Here is a 19483-nt window from a genome sequence, read left to right as displayed (position 1 = left end):
ATTATCTAGGATATCTTGCTGGCATAGCCTCGTGCATGATTTCATACACTTTATCAAAGATATCATCTTTACTAGGTTTTGAGAAATAATCACCATCTGTAGAGTAGGCTGGTCTGTGAGCTCTTGCGCTCAAACACTGTGGCTTGCTATCTAGATATCTCCAAGCGTTTTGTTCATCAACAATTTTTTGAAGGATAAAAGCGCTAGCTCCACCAGGTACATCTTCATCAATAACTAATAATCTATTGGTGTTTTGTACACTTTTTACTATATCGTGATTAAGGTCAAAAGGTAACAAGGACTGAATATCTATAATTTCAATATCTATTCCTACTCGTTCAAGTTCTACAGCTGCTTCTTCAATAATACGCAAGGTTGAACCATAAGAAACAACGGTTATATCACTACCTGTTTTTATGGTTTCAACAACTCCTACAGGAGTTCTAAACTCTCCTAAGTTTACAGGTAATTTTTCTTTAAGACGATATCCGTTTAGGCATTCAACGATAAGAGCAGGCTCATCGCTTGCCATAAGAGTGTTATAGAAACCAGCTGCCTTGGTCATGTTTCTAGGAACTAGAACATGAATACCTCTTACTAGATTAATGATTCCACCCATTGGTGAACCACTGTGCCAAATTCCTTCTAGGCGATGACCTCTAGTTCTTATAATTACTGGAGCTTTTTGTTTACCGGCAGTTCTATATTGAACAGTGGCTAGATCATCACTCATGATCTGTAAGCAGTAAAGTAAATAATCTAGGTATTGGATTTCGGCAATAGGTCGTAATCCTCGCATTGCTAGACCGATTCCTTGTCCTAAAATAGTAGCTTCTCTAATACCGGTGTCTGATACTCTTAATTCACCGTATTTTTCTTGCATTCCTTCAAGACCTTGATTAACGTCTCCTATTTCTCCAGCATCTTCACCAAATACCATAACCTCTGGATGCGCAGCAAATAATGCGTCAAAATTATCTCTCATGATAACTCTAGCATCTACCTCATTGCTGTCCTCATTATAGACTGGATCTACAGCTTGTATGTTGACTACAGCCTTATCAGACTTACTAAAAAGGTAATCGCTATATTTAGGTTGTATGGTCGATTCATAATCACTTAAAAATGCTTTAAGTTGATCAATTTCATCATGATTTTCTCCTATTGTATATCGTAAGGTTTGTTTTATAGTTTCAAAAACTTCTTTTCTAATAGGCTCTTTAGTTTCTTTTAATTTAGAAATTAAAGGTTGAATGAAAACTTGATTATCACTTACGTTCGCAACTTTTTCTAGGTGCTGTACCGCTTCATCTCTTTCTTTAAGAATAGGATTGATGAATGCAGTCCATGCTGCTTTTTTACCGTTACGTACCTCTTTTTTAATGTCTTTCTCTAAGGCAGATAGCTCATCATCTGTAGCAAAGTCATTTTCAATCAGCCATTTTCTAAATTGTGCGTTACAATCATATTCTGCTTCCCAAGCTAGTCTTTCTTCATCTTTATAACGTTCATGAGAGCCACTAGTACTGTGACCTTGTGGCTGTGTGAGTTCATCCACATGAATCATAACCGGTACATGCTCTTCTCTAGCAATTTTACTAGCTTTTTCATAAGCCTCAACTAGAGCTACATAATTCCAACCTTTAACTACGATTATTTCATAACCCTTGCCGTCTTCATTTCTTTGAAAACCTGCCTGAATTTTACTTATACTTTCTTTTGTAGTTTGATGACGTGCATGAACCGAGATTCCATAATCGTCATCCCACACGCTGATTACCATAGGTACTTGCAGGACTCCGGCAGCATTAAAGGTTTCCCAAAAATGGCCTTCACTTGTACTTGCATTACCTATTGTTCCCCAGGCAACTTCATTACCTTTATTTGAAAATCCATTATCTGCAGGAATAAGGTCATTGTGACGGTATACTTTACTAGCTTGTGCAAGACCTAATAATCTAGGCATTTGTCCAGCAGTAGGAGAAATATCACTACTACTATTTTTTTGATCGATTAATCTTTTCCAATTTCCTTTCTCATCAAGACTGTGTGTCGCAAAGTGACCACCCATTTGTCTTCCTGCACTCATTGGTTCTTCTTTGATGTCGGTGTTTGCATACAGTCCAGCAAAAAACTGCTCGATAGTAAGTTCACCTATAGCCATCATGAAGGTTTGATCTCGATAATAACCGCTTCTAAAATCACCATTTTCAAAAGCGCGAGCCCAAGCAAGTTGAGGAAGCTCCTTTCCATCACCAAAGATTCCAAATTTAGCTTTTCCTGTAAGTACTTCGCGTCGACCTAGTAGACTACATTCGCGACTAGTTACCGCAATTTTATAATCTTTAAGGACTTCGTTTTTAAAGTCTTCTTTTTTTAGAGAAACAGTAGGGTTTTCAGTTGCTTGCATAGAATTTTATATTACTGCAAAAATACGGAGATTAAAGCCCGTTTGCAATAGCGTAAAATTAGTACCACCTACGAGTAAATAGCCCTATAAAAGTGTTAACATCTAGCGTTACTATGAACCTTATTTTCTCATCATAATTAGGTTGCGCGATCTCCCATCCATTATTGTTGTACACAGGAAAATACAACTCAAAATAATCTTGCAATAGGTTTAATCTAATTCCTGTGTCATACACAAATCTTGCGCTTGTACCCTTGTTTTTAACAGCTCCTACATCACCATAAACAAATATGTATTTCCATATACTGTACGATGAATTTAAGGTGGTAATCCACTGGTTTGCAAATGCTGGATCCAATTGAGCTTTGAAACCACCTTCGGCAAGAATTAATTGTTGCGAGAATAGTCCGTCATCTTCAGATCTACCATAATAGTTATAATCAAAAAGATAATCCGTAGGTCTATCTAAGGCAAAGGAGAAAAAATCATCATTGGATCTTGTATCGTTATATAGAAAAGTTCCCATGAATACTCTAAAATTGAGCTGTCTATTATCCTTATAGAGTCTGCGCCAGTCTAATCTGAAACTTGCTTTTGAAAAACGTTCACTAACCTCAGTGCCAAAACTATAACTAAAAGATCTTCTAAGGTTACGGTCTGATTGATTGAAACTCAATGCAAAAACATTATAATCAGGATCTTCTTCAAGAGATTCATCATTGCGATCTCGTTGAACAAATACGTTTCTAAAATTAAGGCTTTGTCTTTTATTACTACGCAAGTCTTTAGGTCTGTAATTAAAACTTAACCACGCGCTTCCTCGTCTATAAAGTAAATCTGGAGCATAAGAAAATTGATTGGCACTTAGTCCGTATCTCATAGAAAAAAGGCTGTTGTTTCTATCTTGAAATGGATGCTCATAACTTAACCCTATCGATCCCACTAATTTGCCTGAGTTTGTCCCATAGGCAGGCTTAATGCTATATCTAAAAGGTTTTGACAGTAAATTACCATTGTAAAATCTAGAACCTATAGCCAATCCATCGTATATATTAAATGTAATATCTGGCATCAAGAAAACTTGAGATTTTTCAGGGTCTTCAATGTCTTTGAATAGCCTGAATTCCAAGGGTCTGTTAAATGCAGGAAATGGTTTTAGAGTTTTGTAGTTATCTCTTGGGTTAAATTCAGGAATTATTTCCTCATAGTTAACTACAATTCTATTGGCGGCACCTAATTTCTTGTTTTGTATCGCTTTTCGCGAAAGCGTGATAGAAGTATCACCTATAAATCCATTAATCCATTCTTTATAAACAATACTATCATTTTTGAGTGCGTAGATAGGAATAGGGATAGGATAAACGCTCTTGTTCTTAATCGTTACAATTACTGAATCTTTGTATTTCTCTATGTTCCTTAATTTCCAATCTAGCCTTTCGTGACGAGTTATAAAGTAATCAAAAAACCAGTCTATTTCTTTATCTGTTTGTTCGTTCAAATATGTTTGAAAATCCCGACTATTTTGTGAGTTTGACGGTGATTGACTATAGAGCTTTTTAATCGAATTTTCAACGGCATTATTACCTAGATAGTCGTCAAGATATGCTAATCCGATTGCGGCTTTAAAAGGAATGGCGAGTTGTTGATTGTATTTCAATAAACTATCAGCAGGAGTATTGGGTGCTTGATCTAGATTAAGTCTTTTTGTATTCAAGTATAAAAAAGCATACCTATCATTAAACCTTAGTTGTGAAACATTGAATCCTCGTATTCCCCAAAAATCACTTAGTTTACCACCAATTTTTAAGTCTGGGTAATATTCTTCCTGATATTTCATTATGGTATGGATAATTATACCTTGTTTTAACCAGTATTCATCTCTATTGTGAGTACTTATTCCTTGTTCTACCCATTTACGAGTAAGTGCTTTGAGCATTTTTATTTCATAGGTAAAACCTGCTGGAAATGGGTTAATAAAACTAGGTAAAGAGCTTAAGCCATATACAGGATTTTCTTTGTAAAATTTATCTGAAATGAAGAGTTCCCTACTCGGAGATTTACCTACATGATCATTCAAAAAACTAGCTATTCTATCTATAAAAACCACTTTCATTTCAGTGGGAACACTATCATCATCAATATCAGTGGTTAAATCCACTTGATTAGTGCTATAACGTTTAAAACCGTCGGTTGATTTTAGGAAGTATAACCTGGCACTAGAGCTTGTTAAACCTTCAAATAGATAGCTGTTACGATTTTCCTGCTCAACTTGGGTAATCATTTTTAATGAGGATATAGCCTTGAGACGAGAAGGAACGTGAACTGAAATGCTCATCTGGGTAGGTGCGCCGTAAAAATCATTTAAATCTTTATGAGAATAAAACTGCCATTCTCCATTTGCATATGGCGCAGGATGCAGGTACCAATATTTGAGTAGATATTCGTTATCGCTACTCTTTCCATAGCCAGTAAAATCATCAAGAGGGATTTTTACCTTGTAAGTTATGTTTACACTGCGTGATGTTTGTGGTGCGATGGGCTCCAGCAATTCTAAAATAACAACGTCTGGATTAGATTTTGGTCTGCTTACGATATAGTTTTCAGTATTTAGCCTAGAAATATCTGTAAAGCCTTTATCATCATCAGATGAAAATTCAAACCGATTTTTAAAATCCTCAGCTAGTCTTATAGCTAAAGGAGTCTGTAAGTTACTGAAAGCATTAGCCCAATCTAATAAATACACTTTATCCCAGGAGACATCACTTTGATTAACAAAAGTTATTTCTTGTTCAATGGTCAATTCCCTAGCATCATCATCAAGCTTAACCACAAGGTTAGTTTGATGCTGCGACCAGCCATAAATGGACAATAGTAAAGTGAGAAATACAAGAAATCTTGTTTTCAAAGGTGCTTTTTTAGAGTTTACTTTCAAATATGATGTTTAAATATTAAAAAATCATCACAAAAATCACCTATTTCTAAGTTGATTTTTGTGATGATTACAAAAGTGCTTAGTCTAAGATACTAGAAATTAGGACTCAAGCTGTATTTTGCATAGAAGTCATTGATAATACTCACTGCTTCTTCACTAGTATCGACTAAATGAATCAAATTCAAATCTTCTGGAGAAATCGTATGAAATTTCTTGTCAAGGGTTTCTTTTACCCAATCCAATAATCCACTCCAAAATTCGGTACCGACTAAAATGATTGGGAATTTTGCAATCTTATGAGTTTGAATGAGTGTAATAGCTTCAAACAATTCATCAAGGGTACCAAATCCACCTGGCATAACTACAAAACCTTGTGAATATTTGACAAACATTACCTTACGGGCAAAAAAGTAATCAAAATCAAGGCTTTTATCATGATCTATATAAGGATTGTCATGTTGTTCAAATGGCAAGTCGATATTAAGACCAACAGATGTTCCTCCTGATAAATGAGCGCCTTTATTTCCTGCTTCCATTATTCCAGGACCACCACCAGTAATTACACCATAACCATTTTCAACGATACGTTGTGCAATTTCAGTTGCTAGTTTATAGTACTTATTATCAGGTTTTAATCGAGCACTTCCAAAAATAGAAACACATGGCCCTATACGGCTCATACGCTCATAACCCATTACAAATTCAGATAAGATTTTAAAGGTTGCCCAACTATCATTTGTTTTTAAATCATTCCAACCTTTTTCATTTATTTCTCTGCGCATGTTCTAGTATTTATTACAAAACAAACATAATCACAACTATTCACATAATTGTTAATACATGTTTATATAATAGGTTATTTAAAAAAATAAGTCTTTTTATCTTCACGTTTCAAAGTAAATGAAGTGGATCTTTTAGAAAAGTACTTACCTAAATTAACCGTAGCACCTATACATGCCTTATTAAAGGAATTTAAGGTTCAATTAAAAATTGTTCATGAAAGAAAAACTAGGCATGGAGATTATCGTCGTGATCCGAGTGGATTGCATCATATCACTATAAATAGTAATTTAAATAAGTATCGATTTTTAATAACACTTGTACACGAGCTAGCCCATCTAGTTGCTTTTCAAAAATATGGACGACATATCCAACCACATGGAGTAGAGTGGAAGCACACATTTCAAAAAATGATGATACCCTTTTTAAGGCCCGATATTTATCCAAGTGATCTTTTACCAGTGGTAGTCAAGCATTTTAAAAACCCCAGAGCTAGCAGTGATACTGATGCATTGATGAGCATTGCCTTGCGTCGTTATGATCCCGAGACCGATAAAAATTATATATTTGAATTACCGTATGGCAGTAGGTTTGTTGCAAGTAATGGCAAATTATACCAGCTAGGTAAAAGACTGCGCAAAAGATATGAATGTCTTGAGCTCGATTCAGGTAAAATGTATGTTTTTCAACCCAATGCTCAAGTAACCTTAATGAAGACAAATGAGTAAGAACAGGTACGCCGTTATTATGGCTGGTGGAGTAGGATCCCGATTTTGGCCAGTAAGCAAACAAAAATTTCCTAAACAATTCCACGACATGCTGGGAATTGGTAAGTCTTTGTTACAAATGACTTATGAAAGATTAAGTGCTACTATTCCTGTAAACAATATTTTAGTTTTAACCAATGCAGACTATGTAGAATTGGTTAAAAAACAGTTGCCGCTCATGCAGGATACACATATCTTGGCAGAGCCTGCTATGCGTAACACAGCGCCATGTATTTTACTAGCAGCTCTCAAAATTCAAAAAATGAATCCTGATGCTACAATGATAGTGGCTCCTAGTGATCATTATATTGAAGAAGAACATTTATTTAATGAGAATTTAGAAACGGCTTTTGATCACTGCTCACAAAATCGTCATGATCTGATGACATTGGGTATCACTCCTACATCACCCAATACAGGTTATGGTTATATTGAATTTGAACCTTCATCTAATCAGGTAAAAAAAGTAAAGCAATTTAGAGAAAAGCCTAATCTTGAAACGGCTAAAGAATTTTTGGCAAAAGGTACTTTTTTATGGAATGCAGGTATTTTTATCTGGCATGTTGATGGTGTCGTTTCCGCTTTCGCGAAAGCGCAACCTGCATTAACCACATTATTTAAAAACGGTTATGAGGTTTACAACACAACCCATGAAAACGAATGGTTAGAAGAAAACTATCAAAAAGCTGAAAATATATCAGTTGATTATGCGATACTAGAGAAAAGTAATCACGTAAAAGTAATTCCTGCACATTTCAGTTGGAATGATTTAGGTACTTGGGGTTCATTATTTGACAAACTCGAGAAAAACAGCGACAAAAATGCTATCGTTAATTCTAGTGTAACCGCTATAAATTCAAGTAACAACATCATAAAAACTGATACTAATAAAAAGGTAATCATTCAAGGACTGGAAAACTATATAGTTGTTGACGAGGATGATGTACTCATGATAATACCAAAAACAGCTGAGCAGGAGATTAAACAAATACGCCAAAGTGCAATTAATAAATACGGAGACGAAATAGGATAATGGAGCAAAATAATCCAACACAACCTGGTGACAAACTCGAGGAAAATCAACAAAAAATTTCTGGGATTTGGGATAATGTAAAGGCTTTTTTAAATGAATTGCTAGACATACGAGAAGATAGTGATCGTAGTGAGACAGTTGAATCTGTGCGCAAGGATATTTCCTTTCAAGGGCACAACGCATGGATTTTGATCTTCTCCATCATGGTAGCTTCTATCGGATTAAATGTAGGGTCTACCGCAGTTGTGATTGGAGCCATGTTAATCTCACCACTTATGGGACCTATTGTAGGAATGGGATTAGGTACAGCGATTAATGATGAAAAAATGTTACGTCGTTCCTTAATCAACCTCATGGTAATGATGGGATTGTCTCTTCTTACGGCAACCATCTATTTTAAAATTTCGCCTTTTGTTGAGTTTAATGATGAACTTAAGAATAGGACATTCCCTACTTTTCTAGATGTGCTTATAGCCATATTTGGTGGACTGGCGTTAATTGTTGCAAAATCTAAAAAAGGTACTATGTCAAATGCTATCGCAGGTGTTGCTATTGCTACAGCCTTAATGCCACCATTGTGTACGGCAGGATACGGAATTGCGATGTGGGATATAAGTATTTTTGGAGGCGCTATATATTTATTCTCTATCAATGCGGTTTTTATAGCATTATCGACATTTGTTGTATGCAAGTTGCTTAATTTTCCAATGGTTAAATATGCTAACCAAGCAAAAAGAAAGCGTATTTCACGTATTGCTACTGCAGTTGGGATCATAGTTCTGTTACCATCGGTTTTCTTTTTTTATCAATTGTATCAAGACCAGCTTAATAAACAAGCAAGATTAGAATTTGTAGAATCCCTAAACTACAAGGGATCTATTTTTACACCTATTTGGAACGAGGAAAAGAAGGAGCTCATAATGAGTGTAGTTGGTAAAGAAGTTCCAGAAGAGAAAATTAAAGAATGGGAAGATCAATTCTACCAAATGGAGGATCTTGAAGAATGTACCGTGACCTTTGTTCAAGGTAGCCGTACAATAATAGATTCTCAGAATGAAGATCTTGCCAAAATTCAAGAGGAACGTATTGAAGATTTTAAACTTATACGAGATAAGGATTCTCGCATTGAGGCGCTTGAAAATCAATTGAGATTAGTTAGTAATAAATTTAAGGATAAAGATATCTTACTAGATGAATTGGGGTATTTATATCCTCAAATAGGTAGTATGGGACTAGCGATGAATCATACTAGAGATTACGCAACAAAAAAAATGGACAGTACCGAGGTGATTACGATTTCTTTCAAAGATTCACTTCTGGATGAGGAGAATAAAAAAGTAATCAAAGAGAACATCTATAATTGGTTAAAATATCGATTGAAGAGTGAGCGTGTTCAGGTAAATGAAGTGAAATATCAAGCTATGGATTCATTAAGTCAGTAATACGACTTTAGATGATATTTATCTAAACAAAATAAAAAATCCGTTTTGCAACTGTGCAAAACGGATTTTTTTATGGAATTCAATTAATAACTAATCTCTAGTCAACTTCTTGTATTTTATACGTTTAGGTGTTACATCACCTAAACGTTTTTTCTTGTTTTCTTCATATTCGGTAAAACTACCTTCAAAACTGTATACTTGTGAGTCTCCTTCAAATGCGATTATGTGTGTACACACACGATCAAGGAACCATCTATCGTGAGAAATAATTACGGCACAACCCGCAAAGTTTTCCAGACCTTCTTCAAGCGCTCTTAATGTATTTACATCTAGATCATTGGTAGGCTCATCCAGTAAAAGGACGTTACCTTCTTCTTTTAGGGTCATAGCTAGGTGTAAACGGTTGCGCTCACCACCAGACAGCGTTGAAACTTTTTTATTCTGCTCTGATCCTGAGAAATTAAATCTACTTAAATAAGCTCTAGAATTTACCATACGACCACCCATCATTATCTGGTCTTGACCATCGGCAAAGTTTTCCCAAATACTTTTTTCAGGGTCTATATCACTATGACTTTGATCTACGTAGGCAAGTTTTACCGTTTCTCCTACATTAAATGTACCACTATCAGGTTGCTCTTGTCCCATTATCATTTTGAAAATGGTGGTTTTTCCAGCACCATTAGGTCCTATAATTCCCACAATTCCGTTTTGCGGTAAAGTAAAATTAAGGTCTTCATATAATAACTTATCTCCAAAGGCCTTGCTCACATGTGATGCTTCAATCACATTAGTTCCTAGACGTGGTCCATTTGGTATATAAATTTCAAGACGTTCTTCCTTTTGTTTTACATCTTCATTCAACAATTTGTCATAGTTATTTAAACGCGCTTTTTGTTTAGCTTGTCTACCTTTTGCACCTTGACGAACCCAGTCTAGTTCTCGCTGTAGTGTTTTACGACGCTTGGACTCTTGCTTTTCCTCTTTGGCAAGTCGTTCACTTTTTTGATCTAACCAGCTAGAATAGTTTCCTTTCCAAGGAATACCTTCACCACGATCCAATTCAAGAATCCATCCAGCCACGTTATCAAGGAAATATCTATCGTGAGTTACCGCTATAACGGTACCTTTATACTGTGCTAGGTGTTGTTCTAGCCACAAAACAGATTCTGCATCGAGGTGGTTGGTAGGCTCATCCAGTAATAAAATTTCTGGTTCTTGTAATAGCAACCTACATAATGCAACACGACGACGTTCACCACCAGACAGGTTTTTAATTTGAGCGTCACCAGGTGGCGTGCGCAGCGCATCCATTGCGATTTCTAGTTTGGTATCTAGATCCCAAGCATTGAGTGCATCTATTTTATCTTGAAGCACAGCCTGTCGATCCATTAATTTTTGCATTTTATCGGCGTCTTCATAGACTTCTGGTAGTCCAAATTGATCGTTAATGGAATTGTATTCCTCAAGAACGGCAACAGTTTCTGCAGCTCCTTCCTTTACAATGTCCATAACTGTTTTATCATCGTCTAGTTGAGGTTCTTGTTCTAGATACCCTACGTTGTAACCGTCTAGAAAATGAATATTACCTTGGTAATCTTGCTCAACTCCTGCAATAATTTTAAGTAAGGTAGATTTACCAGAACCATTAAGACCTAGGATACCAATTTTGGCACCGTAGAAAAAACTTAAATGAATATTCTTTAGTACTTGTTTACCAGTACTTCTGTAGGTCTTAGAAAGACCTTGCATGGAAAAAATTACTTGTTTATCGTCACTCATGGGATGATGTTTTTGTCTTTAAAATTGTAAATAATTGTTGTAGAGATTGTTCTAGGTATCGCTTTCGCGAAAGCGTAATAACCTCACCACCTTTTAATTTTATAAGCAGCCCTTTTTCTTCTAGAGATACTTTTTGTAACTGGTTAAAGCTAAAACCGTTTGTTTTTCTGCCTAGTAACTGTAAAGTTATTCCTTTACGGTTGTATGAAATGAAATGTGTACTGCGAAAAGAGTTTATGTTAATATAAAAAAACAGTGCTATCCCAATTCCTATACCCAAGTACGCCACGTATTCTTCTAAACTTGTGAACAGTAAAAGCACACCAGCAACTATAAGAATTATTCCTATAGAGGTGAAAGCGACATACTTTCTAGCAGTTTGATCTTGAAATACGATACGATGCTTCAATTTAAACGCGACCTTTTAAAGCATTGAAAACCCATGCAATAGCAAAAAATCCTACTCCTACTGCTGCAAATCCATAACCAGCTACCTCACTGTACTTAAATGCTCCTAGTGCGATGAGCCCTAATCCAATAATGATCATGATTAAAGTTGCCCATCCTAATACTCCGTTTTTGTTTAATGCCATAATCAAATTTAAAGTACAAAGATAAGTTTCATCTAGCGATAATAATAAAGTAAGACGTCTGTAGTAAAATAAAATAATACGTAAAACCACCATTTGCTGTTTGAATTTAATGGTTGTTTTAAAAAATAGTAATGATATATGGAGTTTTAGGGTTGCTTACTTTCACTATATCTTAAATCAATACTTACAATGATCAATACTCCTGTCGTATAACATAAAATATCATACCAGGAAAAGCTAGTGCCTATTATAATTCTAGCTAGGTGATACTTCTCTAAATTTAAAATAGAAATAATGTTTATGTATTGTAGTATTTCTACTAGGTAACAAAATGTCAAACTTATTATAGCTGTTGATCTTGCAGACCATGAAAAGAAAATTTTGAACAAACAATAAATAAAAATGGCCACAATGACATCACCCATATACGGCCGAATAAAAGAATCATTTATAAAACGTTCAATGATTACCATTAAAGCAAATGAAAAAATAGCAAGAATAATGTGAATTTTATTTTGCATAGTTACTGTACATGATAAGGCTTATACTAAGAAGTACCGTATAGGCGACCAATTGGGATAGCAACGCTATGTTATGTGTAAGCGAACTTAGAGTATCGATAATATCGTTGAATAATTCATAAGGTGAAGTAAGTAAATCCCAACTATTAAACCTTAACTCTCTACCTAAATAAATACCCAGCGAGCAAAGTACGATTAAAGTGATACTGATTACAGGAAATAGTAAAGGATGACAATTCCATTCTCTTTTAATCAATGCATTAACCTCAAACAATCCATTACAAAATATGACAAGACCACACCATCCAAACAAACCATAATTCACAATATCATAATGTAACCACATATCCTGTGAGTTAGAAATATGAATCATATCTGTAACCATATAAGGCGCATTGGGTAGAAATAATAACCATACCATCAAAAACATTACAATAATAGCTCGTTTAGCATATGTAGAAATCGTTGAGGATTTTAGAGTAGGGAAGTAGAGTTCGCTTTCGCGAAAGCGTGATTTATCATCATTAATCCTATAAAAAATAGAATTGGTCTGTAACCAAAACACCATTTGGGTAAATGTGCTTTTTTGAAAGGTTGATGTGATCCTTATGATAAGTAAAGGAATAATGGCTAGAAATAAATTCCATACCATAAACAAACCATAGAAACTCGTGGTTACCTTAATACGTACCATGAGCATAAATAAACTTAAAATACTAAGAACTAGAATTAATTTATTAGAATATTTATGCATAGCTGATGATAATTTGGGCATACCAGTAGGCGATAGGTATGTTAATTAATAGGCAATAGATAGCAATTAGTCCTAACTGACAATTTCTTTTATTAATCATAATTGTAATGACAGCAATGAGTAATGCTATCAAAGAAATAATTACGCTAAAAATGACGTACAAGTATCCCAAAATATAGATGTAATAATGCGGAAACATCAATCCACAAAGAAATATTATGGTACCCAAGACAAGACAAGACCATCCTACCCGAATCACCAACCATAATTTGGGAACAGTTTTTAGTTTAGTAAGTGTCATGATTTTCTAATTGAAGGTCCAGATAGGTTTTGCTTTGCCAGTCTTTTTTAGTTGATTTTTCACTTATTTTAGGCGAATACACTTCCATTATTATTTGTTTTTTGATAGATGGATTTTCTTCAAGAATAAGCGCGTTACCAGGATATAGTTCATAGAACAATTCAGTATCAATATGATTGTTATTTATATTGTAAGAAGTCATTATTGCGTCCCAATTTACCCAGCTATACATTACTAAGAGTAGAGTAGCGATATAGGAATTACGTCGCAGTAAATAGGTAAAGGTAAGTTTGTGCTTGATTTTAAGGTATACTGTAATAATCCCAATAACACATAAGAATAAGTAGATCATCACTCCTAATCTTTTAGGAGTGAGTCCAAAATTAATTATGTAGGTATAATTTTTAATACATACGCTACCGATTAGGATAAGATTTAAAACCAACCATGAATAAGCTATTTTGCGCAGTGATTGATTTTTTTTGAAAAAATTAAGCTGTCCCCTGAAAAAATAAACGATAATTATAAGAGCCAAAACAATACTAGCTATACTGGTATAGACTCCTTGATGAACAGCATTAGACAGGGATGTAGCAGGTTGATAAGTTATTTGAGTGATAAACACAAACTCTGTAATTAAAAAGAAAATCAATAGAACGTTAAGCGCTATTAAGGAATAAGTTCCTATTTTATTTTGCTCTTTGCATAGTGAAAGGTCTAAATGCGAAGGAACTAGCAGCTCATTTTTAGAATTCTCATCAAATTTGACTAACTCCTCAACAGGTTGACCCATAGAAATGTTCGCTGTGAGTAAAGAGCCTAAAAATGCTGTAAAAATCCATAAACCATTGAGAAATGAAAAATCGATATTATCCAATATATTTTGCATGACAGGATTTGAGTTGGCATAAAGCAAGAGAAATACTATTAGGAGGAAAGTCGGGATGCCAAAGTACTTCAAGGATTGTAGGAAGCTAGTACTAGATTTCTCCTTAATTTGAGTTGTTTGTGGCTTTTCAAAAAAGCGATGTAATGAACCGAATAGTATATTGAAAATTCCATTTATCCACTTGATGTAAATACTCGATTGGTAATAGACAACAGCTCCTATGGTCTGTATCCCCATAAGGCAGTACATAAAATTATTAAGTTTATTACTGTGCCAACTAACTGCTATGGCAGTTCCTAGCCACAAGCAAGCACTAACTATTACAGGTTTTTTAAGGAGAACAAATTTTTGTTGAAGTGCCAGAATAATTAATATAAATACGGTGTAAAAAACAGTATTTAATCCCATTCCTTGGGAATAAAAAAGGTAAGCGAAGACGATACCACCTAATATTGATAAAATTGATTTCATGATGCTATAATTTATAAGTTGTTTTAACTGGTTTTAATTGTGAAATCGGAATGTGTAATAGATCCCGATAATTTTTGTGATAAACCGGCAATGATTCCCGACCATTTTTCAAAGCAGTCTTGAATAAGGAGTAGGAGTCTGGATAAAATAGAATACCAGCTAATAAAGCAATAGGTATGTAGTAACTGCGCTTGCCGTTACCGAATAACCAAAATTGCATCGCAATTTCATTAGAAGTGTCTATATCATATCCTGTGATTAGATGGAAGATGTCATGATCTTCACATTTAGGCTGTGGTGTAAAATCATGTTTGAGTAAAAAGCATCCCAAATGAAATCCCAGTGTGGTATAATGATATTGCAGCAGTTCTTTTACAGATATATCCCACGGTGATGCAGGCTTTATTGCGATATAAATCTGACTTGATATTCTAAATAGAGACGAAATTAAGAGTTCTCTAATTGTTTTTAAAGTACTTTGAAATTCAAAGTAAATAGGTAAAAAAAATAGTTTATTCATAATTAGCCATTTTTGATTAATTTTTCTAACGCATTAATATGAGAGGTAAAGGCTTCTTTACCGTGCTGAGTTATAATGTATTTGGTATTTGGTTTTCTACCTATAAAAGATTTCTCAACTCTTATATATTTTTCTTTTTCTAAAGCTTTGGTATGACTAGCTAGATTACCATCGGTAACTCCTAACTCTTCTTTAAGTTGTTTAAAATCTGCAGCATCGTTAACTATTAGAATAGACATAATTCCTAATCTTATTCTATGATCAAATGCTTTATTTAACTTATCAATGATACTCACTGGTTATTGCTTGTCGTATTTAATATACATAATACTTCCATATAAGATATGGCAAATTCCAAAACCAGCCACCCAAAAATAGAGGCCATATCCAATGAACAATAAGTTCAATAACCCCAAAATAGCGCAAGTAAGACCTAAATACTTAACTGTCCCTAGTGTGAAATGAGATGCATTCATGCAGGCTAGTCCATAAAAGATAAGCATGCACGGTGCAACTAATCCTATAAATCCATAGTACAGCATGATTAATGTAAACAAGCCACCTATACTTAATGGAGCTAAAAAATTAAGAACCAATCTTATAGATTGTTTCGTCCATATTTTTTGGTTATACTTTTTAGCTTTTGCTTTAGTTAGGAAAAAAGCAGTTATTACAGCAAGGACAAGTACTACGATTGCTACAAGAATGATTTGAACACTCGTATTTTGATTAAAAGGTGTGGATATCATTCTGTCGAATGAATCGGTGTAGCCATTGATTTGAGCTCTTTGTAAAATAAAAAAACCGATTATTCCACCGATAATGGCATAAAACCCTGCTAGTATACCGCTCAATCCTGAAAGCGATATGAATCGTGTGGACCGATTCATGATGTTTTTAATTTCGGCGATGTCTTGTAGATACTTTTCTTTTGTCATTTTAAAAGAACTTTGAAATACAAAGTAAAACTAAATATTTAATTCTACAAAGTTTTAGAATCAAAAAGTCCTGAATTATTTCAGGACTTTTTGACTTCATTTAATCTTGATCATTTTGATAACCATCAGGCCTCTTCCACCTCACAGGATCGGTAGGATCTTTTTTGAATATAAATTCTTCTTTAGGTAATAATTTTAAAGCTTCATTTACTGCTTTTTCCAACTGTGGATCTTTGCCTTTTACAGTTTCTTTAGGTTCTTGTATCACTTCTATATCCGGCGATACACCTACTCCTTCAACAGCCCAATTCCCTTGCAAATCATAAAATCCACCTCTTGGAGCAACCATTCTTCCTCCATCTATAAAGTTAGGAGTGTCCCACGTACCTACTAGTCCACCCCAAGTCCTTGTACCTACCAATGGACCTAATTGAGCTTTCTTAAACATGTATGGTAGTAAATCTCCTCCAGATCCAGCTCTTTCATTTATGATCATCACTTTAGGTCCAAAAATTCCTGCCATAGGCGTGGTCCAAGGTTTTCTATCTCCTGCTTTACTATTAAAATAACCGAATGGTTTTCTTTTCAAAATATCGATTATATAATCTGCAGCGCTACCACCACCGTTATTTCTTTCATCAATAATAACACCTTTTTTATCTTGTTGACTGAAGTAATATCTGTTGAAGGATACAAACCCAGCTTGTGAGGTATTAGGTACGTAAACGTAAGCTAATTGACCATTAGACATTTCATCGACTTTACGTCTATTGTTTTCAATCCAATTTTCTGTACGTAATCCTCTTTCTGATTGAATAGGTTTAACCATAAGTTTTCTTGATGCCTTACCACTCGCTTCATCTGATATTGTAATTTGTATTTCACGGTTAGCCGTTTGTTCAAATAATTTATAAATGTTAGAATCTGGTGATACTTTAACACCGTTTACCTCAATGATGTAATCTCCTTCTTGAATATCCAAACCTGGGATTGATAAAGGAGCAACAAGATTTGGGTTGTAAGCTCCGGTTAAATAAATTTTAGAAATTTGATAACCATTTTTTTTCAACGTAATATCTGCCCCTAAAAGGCCTGTAGGAACTCGATTAACATCAGGCAGGTCACCGCCTGAAACATAGCTGTGACCTATTGCTACTTCACCGCTTATTATATCAATGATATAGTTTAAGTCCGTTCTATGTTGGGCATGTTTTACCCATGGTGAGTACCACTCATAAATTTCATCCCATGGAGCCCCATGAATATTGTCGACATAAAGAAAATCCCTCATATATCTCCATCCTTCTTTAAATATTTGTTGAAACTCTTTTTGAGGTTCTACAAGCATTTTAAGATTCGTTTTTATTTTATCATCATTCTTTACAGTCTTTGAATTTGTTGAAGTGCTTTTCCAGGTATTCTGTGAATAGAGTAAAATTTGATTACCATCGATTGATGTTTTAATTTTTGAAACATCATCAACAAACAGATCAAACTTCTCTTTAGGAATATTGTATTTTAATAATTCACCTTTATTTTTCCCTACTTTACGATCACTTTTTCGTAAAATAAAAAGCTCATTTTCAGGTCCGGCAAACATCTCAACATACTGTTCTGTTGGTAATTTTAAACTCACCATTCTTTCAAATATTCCATTTTGATTTATGACTACATTCTTTGCTTCATTTGCATTATTGGAATCATTATCTTTTTCTTGGGAAGTTGTTTTCTCTATACTTTCATCACTAATTATAGTCACAGGAGCTTTATCTTTTTTATTTAAAACAACAGCATAAAGATTACGTGAAGTTTTTGGGTCATAATTGCTCATGTCTAACCAACCTGATTCAAGTCCATAATCTGTACTTGCAAGTGTATAGACGTATTTACCGTTTTTATCCCATACAGGACTTATACAATCAGCCAATGGATGGGTTATTTGAAAAGTATTTTTATTTTCTATGTTGTGTACTTGAATAGATTTAAAATGACTTTCCTGTTGTTTTGAGTAAGCCACCCATGTACTATCGGGTGACCAGGTAGGATTCATCGTTCGATTGGGGTGAGCATAGGTATCAGTATCTGCAATATAGCTTTTAGAGGTTTCTAAATTGGTTATCCAGAGATTGTAGTGAGTATCTGTAAAAGCGATGTATTTACCATCAGGAGACCAAGCAGGCTTAAAAAAGAAAGTACTTTGTGGGATTGAAATCTCTTGTTCTACTTCTCCAAAAATATCAGTAATGTACAGCTTGTATTCACCTGTGCGATCGCTAAAATATGCTATTTTATCTCCTTTTGGAGACCAAATTGGATTCCTATCTGCAGAAGATGAATTTTTTGAAATATTTCTCCATGAGCCATTTTCTTTAGGGACAGTAAAAATCTCACCTCTATGTTCAAACAACACCCTTTTACCATTAGAGGAAATATCAGCATTTTGTAAATCTTTGTCCTTTATCTCACTCCAGTGCGGTCGGTAATCATTGATGTCGGCCTTTACATTAATAACAATTTGTTTTGTATCACCATTTATGGGATTGAGAAGTTTTAAATAACCAGCGTGTTCATAAATAATTTGATTCTTATCTGCATCAAGACTTTTTACATCAAATTTTTTGTGAAAAGTAATTTGTTTCTCTTCTTTCGTGTGAATATTGAACGACCAAATATTGGAAGTGTAATCCCGTTCCGAAAGGTAATAGACGGTATCTTCTATCCATACTGGATCCAAATGCCTTTCTTGATCTTTTTGTGGCGTTGTTTGTAATTCAAAATTTGAGAGGTTAACAATCCATATGGGCATGGCTTGTCCACCGCGATAGTTGCGCCATTCAGGATCCCAGCTGGTAATTGGAGTATAGGCAACATACTTTCCATTAGGCGAGATTTCTCCATAACTAGCTCGGGTTAAGGGCATTTCTTTTGGAAATGCATCATTGATTCCTATGGTGTAAAACTTATTAAGTCTAGTTGGAGTTCCAGATCTACCACTTCTAAAAATAATCTCTCCATCAGGAGTCCAGCCTTGTACAAAATCTCCTTCAGGATGGTAGGTTAAACGTTTAGGTGAACCTCCATTAGAGGGAATCACATACACATCTATATTTCCGTCATATTGTCCCGTGAATGCTATATGTTTACCATCTGGAGAAAAATGGGGAGCGCTTTCATAGCCTTCATGTGAAGTTAATCTAATAGCTTGACTACCATCGGTACTTGATAACCACAAGTCGTTAGCATAAACAAAAGCAACTTTATTTTCATGAATAGTTGGCTGTCTAAGCAACCTACTACCTTGAGCAAAAATTAAAATGGGGAAGAAAAAGAAGAAAATAGTTTTCATAATT

The 19483-nt window shown here is 34.7% G+C and carries 16 protein-coding genes; 3 read left to right on the top strand and 13 right to left on the bottom strand.

Annotated features, from left to right (window positions below):
* Nucleotide 1: 1 nt before the first annotated feature.
* The 3 genes from BST91_RS06950 to BST91_RS06940 all read right to left on the bottom strand — a co-directional run bounded on the left by BST91_RS06950 (nt 2) and on the right by BST91_RS06940 (nt 6124).
* Nucleotides 2–2410 (bottom strand): alpha-ketoacid dehydrogenase subunit alpha/beta, encoded by a 2409-nt coding sequence (locus BST91_RS06950; RefSeq protein WP_085774929.1) that lies wholly within the window; start codon nt 2408–2410, stop codon nt 2–4.
* A gap of 58 nt (nt 2411–2468) precedes the next feature.
* Nucleotides 2469–5315, bottom strand: coding sequence for a gluzincin family metallopeptidase (locus BST91_RS06945; RefSeq protein WP_085775694.1), 2847 nt, complete (start codon nt 5313–5315; stop codon nt 2469–2471).
* Nucleotides 5316–5434: 119 nt separating this feature from the next.
* Complete coding sequence (locus BST91_RS06940) at nt 5435–6124, bottom strand: LOG family protein (RefSeq protein ID WP_042280361.1); 690 nt, start codon at nt 6122–6124, stop codon at nt 5435–5437.
* Nucleotides 6125–6247: 123 nt separating this feature from the next.
* Here BST91_RS06940 and BST91_RS06935 point away from each other — a divergent pair, with 123 nt between their 5' ends.
* The 3 genes from BST91_RS06935 to BST91_RS06925 are packed head-to-tail and all read left to right on the top strand — an operon-like array spanning nt 6248 to nt 9364.
* Nucleotides 6248–6850 (top strand): SprT-like domain-containing protein, encoded by a 603-nt coding sequence (locus BST91_RS06935; protein ID WP_085774928.1) that lies wholly within the window; start codon nt 6248–6250, stop codon nt 6848–6850.
* Nucleotides 6843–7922, top strand: coding sequence for a mannose-1-phosphate guanylyltransferase (locus BST91_RS06930; RefSeq protein WP_085774927.1), 1080 nt, complete (start codon nt 6843–6845; stop codon nt 7920–7922). The genes BST91_RS06935 and BST91_RS06930 overlap by 8 nt, the downstream gene beginning before the upstream one ends.
* On the top strand, nt 7922–9364 hold the full coding sequence (locus BST91_RS06925) for a DUF389 domain-containing protein (RefSeq protein ID WP_060524609.1): 1443 nt from the start codon (nt 7922–7924) through the stop codon (nt 9362–9364). Before BST91_RS06930 ends, BST91_RS06925 begins: the two co-directional genes overlap by 1 nt.
* Before the next feature lie 90 nt (nt 9365–9454).
* Here the strand turns inward: BST91_RS06925 and ettA are convergent, their stop codons facing one another.
* The 10 genes from ettA to BST91_RS06875 all read right to left on the bottom strand — a co-directional run bounded on the left by ettA (nt 9455) and on the right by BST91_RS06875 (nt 19479).
* Nucleotides 9455–11146, bottom strand: a complete 1692-nt coding sequence (gene ettA / locus BST91_RS06920) for an energy-dependent translational throttle protein EttA (RefSeq protein WP_060524611.1) — start codon at nt 11144–11146, stop codon at nt 9455–9457.
* Nucleotides 11139–11555, bottom strand: a complete 417-nt coding sequence (locus tag BST91_RS06915) for a hypothetical protein (protein WP_042280351.1) — start codon at nt 11553–11555, stop codon at nt 11139–11141. The genes ettA and BST91_RS06915 overlap by 8 nt, the downstream gene beginning before the upstream one ends.
* A 1-nt stretch (nt 11556) precedes the next feature.
* Entirely contained in the window at nt 11557–11739 is a 183-nt protein-coding gene (locus BST91_RS06910) for a CAL67264 family membrane protein (protein ID WP_042280350.1), read from the bottom strand.
* Nucleotides 11740–11885: 146 nt separating this feature from the next.
* A complete protein-coding gene (locus tag BST91_RS06905; RefSeq protein ID WP_085774926.1) occupies nt 11886–12260 on the bottom strand; it encodes a ribosomal maturation YjgA family protein in 375 nt (124 codons plus the stop codon).
* Nucleotides 12250–13014 (bottom strand): DUF1361 domain-containing protein, encoded by a 765-nt coding sequence (locus BST91_RS06900; RefSeq protein WP_169709765.1) that lies wholly within the window; start codon nt 13012–13014, stop codon nt 12250–12252. The genes BST91_RS06905 and BST91_RS06900 overlap by 11 nt, the downstream gene beginning before the upstream one ends.
* Nucleotides 13015–13301: 287 nt before the next feature.
* On the bottom strand, nt 13302–14675 hold the full coding sequence (locus BST91_RS06895; protein ID WP_085774925.1) for a DUF4153 domain-containing protein: 1374 nt from the start codon (nt 14673–14675) through the stop codon (nt 13302–13304).
* Nucleotides 14676–14679: 4 nt separating this feature from the next.
* The gene (locus BST91_RS06890; RefSeq protein WP_085774924.1) at nt 14680–15195 is read right to left on the bottom strand and encodes a hypothetical protein; all 516 of its coding nucleotides are present in this window, start codon (nt 15193–15195) and stop codon (nt 14680–14682) included.
* Nucleotides 15196–15197: 2 nt separating this feature from the next.
* Complete coding sequence (locus BST91_RS06885; protein ID WP_082586966.1) at nt 15198–15491, bottom strand: winged helix-turn-helix domain-containing protein; 294 nt, start codon at nt 15489–15491, stop codon at nt 15198–15200.
* A 3-nt stretch (nt 15492–15494) separates the two neighbouring features.
* Nucleotides 15495–16133 carry a hypothetical protein gene (locus tag BST91_RS06880; RefSeq protein WP_085774923.1) on the bottom strand — a complete coding sequence of 213 codons (639 nt, stop codon included), beginning with the start codon at nt 16131–16133 and terminating at the stop codon, nt 15495–15497.
* 100 nt (nt 16134–16233) lie between these two features.
* Nucleotides 16234–19479, bottom strand: coding sequence for a S41 family peptidase (locus BST91_RS06875; RefSeq protein ID WP_085774922.1), 3246 nt, complete (start codon nt 19477–19479; stop codon nt 16234–16236).
* Nucleotides 19480–19483: the final 4 nt, after the last annotated feature.

This window comes from Nonlabens tegetincola (genome assembly GCF_002117085.1).
GTDB classification, from domain to species: Bacteria; Bacteroidota; Bacteroidia; order Flavobacteriales; family Flavobacteriaceae; genus Nonlabens; species Nonlabens tegetincola.
This window is presented reverse-complemented; position numbering and strand designations above follow the sequence as displayed.

Excerpts from the sequence above, each read along its gene's own strand:
- BST91_RS06950 (WP_085774929.1), bottom strand. The coding sequence starts at position 2,410 with ATGCAAGCAACTGAAAACCCTACTGTTTCTCTAAAAAAAGAAGACTTT.
- BST91_RS06940 (WP_042280361.1), bottom strand. The coding sequence starts at position 6,124 with ATGCGCAGAGAAATAAATGAAAAAGGTTGGAATGATTTAAAAACAAAT.
- BST91_RS06930 (WP_085774927.1), top strand. The coding sequence starts at position 6,843 with ATGAGTAAGAACAGGTACGCCGTTATTATGGCTGGTGGAGTAGGATCC.
- BST91_RS06925 (WP_060524609.1), top strand. The coding sequence starts at position 7,922 with ATGGAGCAAAATAATCCAACACAACCTGGTGACAAACTCGAGGAAAAT.
- ettA (WP_060524611.1), bottom strand. The coding sequence starts at position 11,146 with ATGAGTGACGATAAACAAGTAATTTTTTCCATGCAAGGTCTTTCTAAG.
- BST91_RS06910 (WP_042280350.1), bottom strand. The coding sequence starts at position 11,739 with ATGGCATTAAACAAAAACGGAGTATTAGGATGGGCAACTTTAATCATG.
- BST91_RS06905 (WP_085774926.1), bottom strand. The coding sequence starts at position 12,260 with ATGCAAAATAAAATTCACATTATTCTTGCTATTTTTTCATTTGCTTTA.
- BST91_RS06900 (WP_169709765.1), bottom strand. The coding sequence starts at position 13,014 with ATGCATAAATATTCTAATAAATTAATTCTAGTTCTTAGTATTTTAAGT.
- BST91_RS06895 (WP_085774925.1), bottom strand. The coding sequence starts at position 14,675 with ATGAAATCAATTTTATCAATATTAGGTGGTATCGTCTTCGCTTACCTT.
- BST91_RS06890 (WP_085774924.1), bottom strand. The coding sequence starts at position 15,195 with ATGAATAAACTATTTTTTTTACCTATTTACTTTGAATTTCAAAGTACT.
- BST91_RS06880 (WP_085774923.1), bottom strand. The coding sequence starts at position 16,133 with ATGACAAAAGAAAAGTATCTACAAGACATCGCCGAAATTAAAAACATC.
- BST91_RS06875 (WP_085774922.1), bottom strand. The coding sequence starts at position 19,479 with ATGAAAACTATTTTCTTCTTTTTCTTCCCCATTTTAATTTTTGCTCAA.